Source organism: Streptomyces ziwulingensis (genome assembly GCF_039542605.1).
GTDB lineage: Bacteria > Actinomycetota > Actinomycetes > Streptomycetales > Streptomycetaceae > Streptomyces > Streptomyces ziwulingensis.
Window position 1 is genome coordinate 89,509 of record NZ_BAABIG010000046.1, and the last position, 9,942, is coordinate 99,450.

Consider the following 9,942-nt stretch of genomic DNA (forward strand, 5'->3'; position numbering starts at 1 on the left):
GCCCGCGCAGAGTGGGGGCATGACGCAGGAGACCCGGACACGCGCCGGCCAGACCCCGCCCCCGGTGCGGGACTGGCCCGCCCTCGACCTCGACGGCACGGACTTCGACCCGGTCCTCGCCGAGCTGATGCGCGAGGGACCGCTGACCCGCATCCGGCTGCCGCACGGCGAGGGCTGGGCGTGGCTGGCCACCCGCCACGAGGACGTGAAGCTGATCACCAACGACCCGCGGTTCGGCCGGGCCGAGGTGCCGGGGCGCCAGGTGACCCGGATGGCACCGCACTTCAAGCCGCGCCCCGGCTCGCTCGCCTTCGCCGACCAGCCCGACCACAACCGGCTGCGGCGGACGGTCGCCGGGGCGTTCACCGCGGGCGCCGTGCGGCGGCTGCGGCCCCGGGCGCGGGAGATCCTCGACGGCCTGGTGGACGGGATGGTGCGCGACGGCCCGCCGGCCGAGCTGGTCGAGCGGGTCCTCGAACCCTTTCCGCTGACGGTCGTCAGCGAGGTCATGGGCGTGCCGGCCGCCGACCGGGAGCGGGTGCACTCCTGGACCCGGGAGATCATCTCCACCTCCGGCGGGGTGGCGGGCGCCGAACGGGCGAAGAACAGCCTGTACGGGTGGATCACCGAGACCGTGCGGGCCCGCGCCGGCGATCCCCGCCAGGACGTGTACTCGCTGCTCGGTGCGGCCGTCGCGCGCGGCGAGGTCGCCGAGGAGGAGGCGATCGGGCTGGCCGGGCCGCTGCAGATCGGCGGCGAGGCCGTCACCCACAACAGCGGCCAGCTCCTGTACCTGCTGCTCACCCGCCCCGAGCTGATGGCCCGGATGCGGGAGCGGCCCGCGGACCGGGGCCCGGCCCTGGACGAGCTGCTGCGCTGGATTCCGCACCGCTCGTCGGTGGGCCTGGCCCGGATCGCCCGGGAGGACGTCGACCTGCACGGCGTCCGGATCAGCGCGGGCGACCCGGTGTACGTCTCCTACCTGGCCGCCAACCGCGACCCGGCGGTCTTCCCCGACCCGGACCGCATCGACCTGGACCGGGACCCCAACCCGCATCTGTCCTTCGGCAACGGACCGCACTACTGCACGGGCACGCTGCTCGCCCGGATGCAGACCGAGCTGCTGGTGGACACGCTGCTGGACCGACTGCCCGGACTGCGGCTCGCGGTCGGTCCCGAACAGGTGGCCTGGCGGCGCAGGACCATGATCCGCGGGCCGCGGACCCTGCCCTGCGCCTGGTGAGCCGGCCCGTGCCGCCCCGATGGGCGTGGGTCAGGCGCGCAGCCACTCGGTGACGAGGACCTCGCCGCCGGCCCGCAGCCGCAGCGCGAAGGGCCCGGCGGGCGGGGCGTCGCCGGTGAACCGGCCCATGGCGTCGGCCGCGAGCAAGCGGGCCGCCTGCGGGCCGCTGAGCACCTCGATCCGGGCCGCCTGCGGCGGCATCACCTGACCGAACAGCCCCTCGGGGCCCACCTCGACGTCGACGCTGACCTCGCCGGCGCTGAAGGTCAGCATCCGCGCCGCCTCTCCCCTGATCGGCAGGGCGTCCACCAGCGAGTCGAAGGTCAGTTCGGCGAGCCCGGTGTCCAGGTCGTGCAGTGCGAACGCCTCGACGGCCAGGCGGCTCAGCTCCGCCGGCACCGGGTCGAGGATCGCGGCCGCCTGCCGCAGTTCCTCCTCCAGCAGCGAGTCGTCGAACGAGCCGTCCATACCGTCGCCGTCCATGCCGTCGCCGTCCATGCCGTCGCCGTCTGCTCCGTCGATGTCGTTGACCTCGCTCATGCCGCCCCCCTTCCCTCAAGTCGGTCCCGCAGCCGGCGCAGGCAGCGCTGGCGCATCGGCCCGATGCTGCCCACGGCGATGCCGAGAGCCGCCGAGACCTCCTGATAGCTGGGCGGCGGCGACGCCATCAGCACGCGCAGCAACTGCCTGCACCGCTCGCCCAGTCCTTCGAACTCCTGCCACAGCCGCCGCACCCGCTCGCTCTGCGCGGCGGCCTCCTCGGAGTCGAGCACCGACTCCTCGGGCGTGCGTTCCTCGCTGGCCCGGTCGAGCAGTTGCGGGTCGTCGGTCGGTGTCCAGCGCCGCGCGGCGCGCAGCAGCTTCAGACACTCGTGCCGGGCGGTGCTCGCCAGCCAGGAGCCCGCCTTCTCCGGTTCCCGCAGCCGCCCCAGGTGCTGGGCGAAGCGGAACCAGGCGGTCTGGTAGACCTCGTGGGCGTCGGCGTCGGACAGCCCGTGCCCGCGCACCACCGACCAGACCAGCGGGCCGAGCCCCTCCACCAGCGCCTTCCACGCCGCCGCGTCACCGTCGGCGGCGGACTGGACGAGCGCCCCGACATCTGAACGGTCCACGGCCCCACCCCTCGTGTACGACTGGTCATCGTACGCCGTGGAGGGGGCGATTCCGCCCCTCATGCCCCGTCGGCCGGTGGTTCGACCGATACCGGGCGCCAGGTGGGCGGCAGCAGCGCCGGCACGTGCGCGCCGCGCACCTCGGCGAACTCGGTGTTCGACGTCATGAGCTGGACGCGGGCCGTGCGCGGGTCGCTCTCCTTGTGCGCCGTCATGTGGGCGGCGACCAGTCCGGCCGCCACGGGGGCGGCGAAGGAGGTCCCGCTCCACTGCGCGTGCCCGTCGAACTCCACCCGGTCCGGCTCGGCGGGCGCCTCGCCCGGTTCGCTGAGCAGCCCGGTGTGGCGCGGGTACTGGCAGGTGCAGGCGTAGCCGAAGCCGTAGCGGCAGGTGTCGTAGGTGGAGTGCTGGTACACGTACGGCACCGCCGTGCCGAAGCCGGTGAAGGCGCTGGTGAGGCGCTCGCCGGGGGCGTACGCCTTCACCCAGGCGCCGTGGTTGCTGAAGCAGGCGCCGTACTCGCCGTCGCCGCGCAGCGCGCCGACGGACAGCACGGCGTTCTCCCAGCCGCGCAGGTCGGCGTAGGCGGCGGGCCAGAACGGCGTGGCGCTGGCGTTGTTGCCGGCGGCGGCGACCAGCAGGGTGCCCTGGTCGCGGAGTTCCTCCATGAAGGCGTGGATGCCGAGCAGGCCGTCGGCGCGGCCGTTGGAGGTGCCGGCGGAGAGGCTGAGGACGTCGGGCCAGCCGCCCTGGTCGACGGCCTCGAAGAGCTTCTCGCCGAACTCGGACTCCAGGATGGCGCCGGCGTCGTTGAGGGTGTTGCGCACGGTGATGTCGGTGTTGGGTGCGACGGCCGCGAGGAGTCCGGCGATGAAGGTGCCGTGGCCGACGTACTGCTGGAGGACCCCGATGTCGTCGCACTCCCGGATCTGCGCGTCGCCCTCGGTGTGGGCGAGCAGCGGGTAGTGGCGGTAGTCGTTCATCAGGCCGGTGTCGATGACGAGGACGCCGACGGCCGTGTCGGCGAGGTAGGGCGTGCTGTCGGCGGCCGGGTTGGGCGGTTCGGTGCGGGACACCGGCACGGGTTCGTCGCCGGGGCAGGCGTTGACCGCGATGGAGACCACGTGGTTGCGGCTGACCAGCCGGCGGCCCGCGCGTGCCTCGCCGGCCCGCAGCGACCGCAGGGCGCCCGCGACCGCCGGGTCACCGGCGGCGGTGCCCTGGCCGGGGTCGGCGACGCGGATGCGGGTGATGCCGCTGCGGTTGGTCTCGGGGCCGGTGCGGCGCACGTGGTCGGCGCTCAGCCCGGCGAAGGTGGTGAAGTGCTCGCGCACGGTGTCCTCGACGAGGCGGGCCTCGTCCCCGTCCCTGGCGAGGACGACGCCCTTCTCGTAGAGGAACTCGGCGGAGTCGTCGGGACCCATCGCCAGTGGGATGTCGGGCATGGAGCGCTGGATCTGGTCGAACTGCTCGCGAAATCGCTGTGGTGCCATGGCGTTTCCTCCCCCTGAGGCGGCGTTCGTCAATCAGAGTCCGCGGACGCCTGATTGATACAGACCCGAACCTGTGTGCCGCGGTTCCGTGGCACTAGCATCCGTGGGGTGACAGCGGGAAGCGAATCGGTTCTCGGACTGCTGCCGATGGTGTTCGCCGCCCCGAACGAGGCTCTGGCGAGGGCGGAAGGGGTGCTCGGCGCCGCTCCGCCGCCGCTGCACGCCTCGGTCGCCCACCAGGTGATCGGCATCTGGCAGCGGGACTTCGGCGACACCCGGCTGGCCCTGTCCCATCTGCGGCGGGCCCGCGACCTCGCCGCCCGCGCGGACTCCGCCGAGCGGGAGGCGGACGTGCTGGCCACCCTCGGGGTGGCGCTGGTGCACTCGGGCCGCACCCGGCAGGGGCTGGCCGCGTTCGAACGCGGGGTGGCGCGCGGCAGCGGGCACACCCGGGCGCGGGTGCTCTTCCGGCGGGCCTACGTGTGGTGGGTGCTGGGCCGGCACGGCGAGGCGCTGGAGGACGTGCGCCGGGCGATACCGGTGCTGCGGCAGGCGCAGGACGTGATCTGGACGGCGCGGGCGCTGACCCTGCGGGCCACGGTGCATCTGGCGGTGGGCGCGGTGGAGCGGGCCGAGGCCGACTTCGCGGCGGCGGAGGAGCTGTGGGGCACCACGGACCAGGAGCACGACAAGGCGGACGCGGTGGAGAGCCGGGGGCTGGCCGCGTTCCGCTCCGGTGACGTCCCGGCGGCGCTGCGGCTCCTCGACGAGGCCGCCGCGCGTTACGCCGGCCTCGGCACGCCGACGTTCGTGCTGAACATCCGGCGCTGCGAGGTGCTGATGGCGGCGGGGCTCGCCCCGGAGGCGCTGGCCGAGGCGGACGCCGCGATCGCCGTCCTCGACGGCATGGGCGGGCAGTCGACGCGCAAGGCGGAGCTGCTGCTCGTGGCGGCGCGGGCGGCCGGGCTCGCGGGCGAGGCGCAGACCGCGATCGCGCGCGCGGCCGTCGCGGTACGGCTCTTCGCGGCGCAGCGGCGGACCTGGTACGAGACGCATGCCCGGCTGGTGCTGATCGAGGCGCGGGTGGCGGACGGGCGGTGTTCGGGACGGCTGGTGCAGGACGCGGCGGAGGTGGCACGCAAGCTCGCCGCCTTCGGTGCGCCGGCCGCGCCGGAGGCGTCGCTGCTGGCCGGGCGGATCGCCCTGGGCCTGGGATGGACGGCGGACGCGGAGCGGCATCTGGGGGTGGCCGCGCGCAGCCGGCGGGGCGGGCCGCCGCTGGCGCGGATGACGGGCTGGGCGGCGCAGGCGCTGCGGGCCCGGGCGGCGGGGTCGACGCGCGGGGTGCTGGAGGCGTGCCGGCGCGGGCTGGATGTGCTGGACGACCACCGGATGACGCTGGGCGCCTCCGAGTTGCGGGCGCGGGCCACGGCGCAGGGCGCGGAACTGGCGGCGCTGGCCCAGCGGGCGTCCCTCGCCTCGGGCGGGCCGCGGCGGCTGCTGGTGTGGAGCGAGCGCTGGCGGGCGACGGTGCTGGCCACGCCGCCCGCCCGGCCGCCGGCCGACCCGGTGCTGCTCAGCGACCTGACGGCGTTCCGGGAGATCGCGGCGCGGGCCGACCAGGCCCGGATGGAGGGCCGTCCGGTCGCGGCCCTCGACCGGGAACAGCGGCGCCTGGAGCGGGAGATCCGCTCCCGGACACTGCACATGCGCGGCGAGGCCCCGGGCGGCGGCGAGGGGTTCGACGTGGGCCGGCTGCTGGCGGCGCTGGGCGAGGACGTCCATCTGGTGGAGCTGGCCGTGCTCGACGGCCGGGTGCAGGTGCTGCTGTGCGGGCAGGGGCGGGTGCGGCGGTTCGAGGCCGGGCTGCTGGCGGAGGCGGAGCGGGAGGCGGAGCACGTGCAGGCCGGGCTGCGGCGCCTCGCGCACCCGGGGGCTCAGGCGCGGCTGCCGGTGGTGGAGGCCGCGGGGCGCCGCCTGGAGGAGCTGCTGCTCGGTCCGGCGGCGGCTCATCTGGGTTCCGGCCCGGTCGTGGTGGTACCTCCGGGCCGGCTGCACCGGGTGCCGTGGGCGCTGCTGCCGGCGCTGCGGGACCGGGTGCTGAGCGTCTCGCCGTCCGCGACGAGCTGGCTGCGGGCCCGCGGCACCGCGCCGCCGCCGGGCGGGGGGCACGTCCTGGTCCGCGGTCCCGGCCTCGCCAGCGGCGGCGCGGAGGTGCCCCTGCTCGCCGAGGGGTACGGCCGTGACCTGCCGGACGCGTACCCCCGTACGGGCGTGCCCGACGCGCAGCGCTTCCGGCCGCCGACCGTGCTGGAGGGCGACGGGGCGCGGGTGCCCGAGGTGCTGCGAAAGCTGGACGGGGCCGCGTCGGCGCACATCGCGGCGCACGGCACCTTCCGGGCGGACAGTCCGCTGTTCTCGTCGCTGCGGATGGCGGACGGGCCGCTCATCGTGCACGACTTCGAACGGCTGGCGCGCAGCCCGTACCGGATCATCCTGTCCTGCTGCGACACCGCCCGGTTCGCGTCGGTGGGCGCGGACGAACTGCTCGGCCTGGTGACCGCGCTGCTGCCGCTGGGCACCGCCGGGGTGGTGGCGTGCAGCGCGCCGGTCAACGACGCGGCGGTGGTGCCGCTGATGCTCGCGCTGCACAAGGGGCTGGACGCCGGGCTGTCCCTGGCGGAGGCGCTGCGCGACGCGCGGGCGGCCCTGCCGGGCGACGCGGTCCACCAGGCCACCGGCTGGGCGTTCTCGGCGTTCGGGGCGGCCTGAGCCTCCCGGCCCTGAAGCGGTGTCCGCTTCGCCGCCCGCTCAGGCGGGCTGGGGTTCGGGCTGGTCGGTCAGCCAGGGCAGGGCGGCGCGGTCGCCGCTGCCGAGGCGGGTGTAGGCGCCGTAGAGGTGGTTGCCGACGGTCCGGACGGAGAGTGTGAGCCGTTCGGCGATCTGCCGGTTGCTCATTCCGGCGGCGGCCAGGGTCACGATCTGGCGTTGCCGGGCGGTGAGTTCGCCGAGGACGAGGCCGGTGAGGGCCGGGGTGCGGGCGCCCGGGCAGCGCCGGGCGAGGGCGACGGCGCGGGTGCGGGCGGTGCGGGCGCGGCCCGGGTCGCGGTGGATCCGTACGGCCTGGGCGTGTGCCTCGGCGGCGTAGAGCAGGAACCCGCGTCGTTCCAGTGCCGCGGCGGCCCGGTCCAGCGCCGGTCCGTCGCCGCGGCCGAGGGCGTCCGCGTGGGCGGCGAACACCCCCGTCAGGCGTCCGGCGGCGCGTTCGGGTGCGCCGAGGCGGACGGCGTCGTAGGGGTCGTCGGCGACGGCGGCCAGGGCCGCGGTGAGGTCGCCGCGTGCGGCGGCGGACCAGACGGCGGCGGAGGCGGCGTCGGCGCGGTCGGGGACAGGATCGCCGCACTGGGCCGCGGCGAGGGCGAGTTCGGTGCGGCAGGACGGGTCGCCGGGGGTGGAGCGCAGTCCTTCGCGGGCCCAGGCGGCGGCCTCCCGCAGGTGGCCGCGGAGCCGGGCGAGGCGGGCGCGCACGGCGGCGTCCGGGGCCGGCGGCGGTGTTCCCCGGGCGACGAGCCACTCCCCGACCGGGGCCGGGGCCGGCCGGACGTCGGCGGACGCGGCGCGGTGGGCGAGGGCGGCGGTCTCCGCCGCCAGGGCGGGGCCGTACTCCGCCGGGTCCCGGGCGAGCCGGCGGGCCCGCAGCCGGCCCGTCGCGGCCCGCAGGACGGGCCCGTGCAGCGGATGGGCGAGGCGGATGCCGCCCCGGTCGTCGACGTCGATCAGGCCGTCGGCCTCCAGCCGTTCCAGTACGTCCGTGTCGAGGTCGTCCAGGTCCAGCGGCAGCGGTTCGGCGAAGGCGAGCCGCTCCAGCGCCTCCCGTTCCCCGGGGCGGGCGCGGTCGAGGGCGGGGGCGGCGCGCTCGCGCAGGGCCGCGGTCACCGGCACCGGCCCGCACCAGGACCACTCCCCCGTCTCCGGGTCCGCGGTGAGCGGCCGGTGGTCGCGCACCGCGCCCAGCAGCTCGCGCAGGAGCCGCAGGTCACCGCGGCACAGGCGGTGCAGCCGGTCGGCGGTCAGCGGCTCGGGGGCGGTGCCGACGGCCGCCGTGAGCAGGTCGGCGCTCTCCTCGCGGGGCAGCGCCCCGAGAGCGAGGCGGGGCAGCAGCTCACCGGTCCACAGCCGGGACACCGCCTCCGGTACGGGCGCGCCGTCCGCGGTGACGACCAGCAGCCGGACGCGGCCGTGCGCGGCGAGCTGGTGGACGAGGGCGGCGGAGGCGTCGTCGAGCAGATGCGCGTCGTCCACCAGCAGCAGCCGTACGCCGGAGAGCAGGTGGACGGCGCGGTGCAGGGTGACCGGTTCGGGCAGCAGGCCGGCGAAGGCGGCGAACGGCAGGTGCCGGGTCTCGGGCGTACCGACCGCGCGGGCGTGGTCGGTGGCGCGCAGCGCCTCGGTGACCAGCCTGGTCTTGCCGACGCCGGACGGGCCGGTGACCACCAGGCCGGGCCGGCCGGCCGCCAGGGACCGGCGGACCCGCTCCAGTTCGTCCTCGCGGCCGGTGAACGGCCAGGGCCGGTCCGGCGCCGCCGGGTCGCGGTCGAGGAGCGTCGGGTGGGAAGTCGTCGCGGTAACTGTCGTCACGGTAAGGGGAGTCCGGCTACTCATTCTTGATACAGGGGTACTTGAGTAGACTCCGACTCAGGCGCCGGGACGGGCCGGACGGCACCCTGATCACATGACCACCCGCTACTGCTCGCTGGCGCAGGCGCCCGCTCCCGCGTTTCCGCCGGGGCTGGCCGCCGAGCGGCTCGGCGCGCTCGTCGGCGGGCGCCGGATGTGGGTCAACGGCACCGTGCTGCACTACTACTTCTTCGACGGCGAACGCGACCGTTCGCTGGTCACCGTCCCCGGTTCGGGCCGCACCCGCCGGACCTCGTGGGTGGGCGGCGCGGAACAGCGGGACGTGGTCCGCGACTGCTTCCGGGAGTGGCGCGACCTCGGGGTCGGCCTCACCTTCCGGGAGGTCGGCGAACGCTCGGAGGCCGAACTGCGGATCGGCTTCCAGGCCGGTGACGGCTCCTGGTCGGCCGTCGGCAAGGACGCGCTGGACTTCGGGCTGAACGAGCGCACCATGAACTTCGGCTGGGACCTCACCGCGCCCGGGGAGCGCGGCACGGCCCTGCACGAGATCGGGCACGCCCTCGGGATGCTGCACGAGCACCAGAGCCCGTTCGCCCGGATCCACTGGGACGACGAGGCGGTCTACGACGAGCTGGCCGGTCCGCCGCACCACTGGAGCCGGGACCGGACGTACTTCAACATACTGCGCAAGCTCGACGCGGACGAGGTCAACGGGATCGTCTGGGACCCGCAGTCGATCATGGAGTATCCGTTTGCGTCGGGGCTGATACTGGAGCCGGAGCAGTACCGCGCGGGGCTCCACCCGCCCGGCACGCTCTCGGCCGCCGACAAGGAGTTCGTCCTGCGCTGGTACCCGCCGGCCGGTACGTCGCTGCCGCCCGCGCTGGTCCCGTTCCGCTCGGTGCCGCTCGGTCTCGGCCCCGGCGAGCAGGCGGATCTCCTCGTCGAACCGCCGGAGACCCGCGACTACACCGTGGGGGTCTTCGGGGACGCCGACACCGTCGTCGTGGTCTTCGAGGAGCGGGACGGGGAGCCCCGCTACCTCGCCGGGCGGGACGACGGCGGCACCCAGGACAACGCCACGCTCCGGGCCCGGCTCGTCAAGGGCCGCCGCTACGTCGTCCGGGTGCGCCTGTACTCCTCGTGGGGTCCGGGCGAGACCGCGGTCATGTGCTGGTGACCGCACGAACCACCGCTCCTGGACGGGGAGCGGCCACAGACCGGCGCCGGGGGAGCGCCCGGGTCACGTAGCCTTCGGGGGAGGGAATACGTGGCCCGGGCGCCTGCGCCGGAACGAGCGCCGGGTCCGCCGTACGGGGGTCGGCGGACCCGGCGCTCGTTCACCACAACGCCGACTCGCCGGGAAGGGCGTCCGCCCCGATCTGGTGTGGAGTCACGGGGCGGCGGCCAGGCACGGGGGGGTGCCTCTATGTCTTTCGTCAAGGCGCCTGGGTTC

The 9,942-nt window shown here is 75.8% G+C and carries 7 protein-coding genes; 3 read left to right on the forward strand and 4 right to left on the reverse strand.

The window, feature by feature from the left end; genetic code table 11:
• Positions 1–19 precede the first annotated feature (19 nt).
• Positions 20–1,243 carry a cytochrome P450 gene (locus ABEB00_RS22365; protein ID WP_345621806.1) on the forward strand — a complete coding sequence of 408 codons (1,224 nt, stop codon included), beginning with the start codon at positions 20–22 and terminating at the stop codon, positions 1,241–1,243.
• 30 nt (positions 1,244–1,273) lie between these two features.
• Here the strand turns inward: ABEB00_RS22365 and ABEB00_RS22370 are convergent, their stop codons facing one another.
• The 3 genes from ABEB00_RS22370 to ABEB00_RS22380 are packed head-to-tail and all read right to left on the reverse strand — an operon-like array spanning position 1,274 to position 3,848.
• Positions 1,274–1,783, reverse strand: a complete 510-nt coding sequence (locus ABEB00_RS22370) for a hypothetical protein (protein WP_425586548.1) — start codon at positions 1,781–1,783, stop codon at positions 1,274–1,276.
• Complete coding sequence (locus ABEB00_RS22375) at positions 1,780–2,418, reverse strand: RNA polymerase sigma factor (RefSeq protein ID WP_345621807.1); 639 nt, start codon at positions 2,416–2,418, stop codon at positions 1,780–1,782. Before ABEB00_RS22375 ends, ABEB00_RS22370 begins: the two co-directional genes overlap by 4 nt.
• Positions 2,415–3,848, reverse strand: coding sequence for a S8/S53 family peptidase (locus ABEB00_RS22380; protein ID WP_345621808.1), 1,434 nt, complete (start codon positions 3,846–3,848; stop codon positions 2,415–2,417). Before ABEB00_RS22380 ends, ABEB00_RS22375 begins: the two co-directional genes overlap by 4 nt.
• A gap of 108 nt (positions 3,849–3,956) precedes the next feature.
• Between ABEB00_RS22380 and ABEB00_RS22385 the strand changes: the two genes are divergently transcribed.
• The gene (locus ABEB00_RS22385) at positions 3,957–6,620 is read left to right on the forward strand and encodes a CHAT domain-containing protein (RefSeq protein WP_345621809.1); all 2,664 of its coding nucleotides are present in this window, start codon (positions 3,957–3,959) and stop codon (positions 6,618–6,620) included.
• 39 nt (positions 6,621–6,659) lie between these two features.
• Here ABEB00_RS22385 and ABEB00_RS22390 read toward each other — a convergent pair whose 3' ends face one another.
• Positions 6,660–8,486, reverse strand: a complete 1,827-nt coding sequence (locus ABEB00_RS22390; protein ID WP_425586549.1) for a LuxR family transcriptional regulator AbsR2 — start codon at positions 8,484–8,486, stop codon at positions 6,660–6,662.
• Between the two features lie 94 nt (positions 8,487–8,580).
• Here ABEB00_RS22390 and absR1 point away from each other — a divergent pair, with 94 nt between their 5' ends.
• Entirely contained in the window at positions 8,581–9,666 is a 1,086-nt protein-coding gene (gene absR1, locus ABEB00_RS22395) for a beta-glucuronidase AbsR1 (RefSeq protein WP_345621811.1), read from the forward strand.
• Positions 9,667–9,942 lie beyond the last annotated feature (276 nt).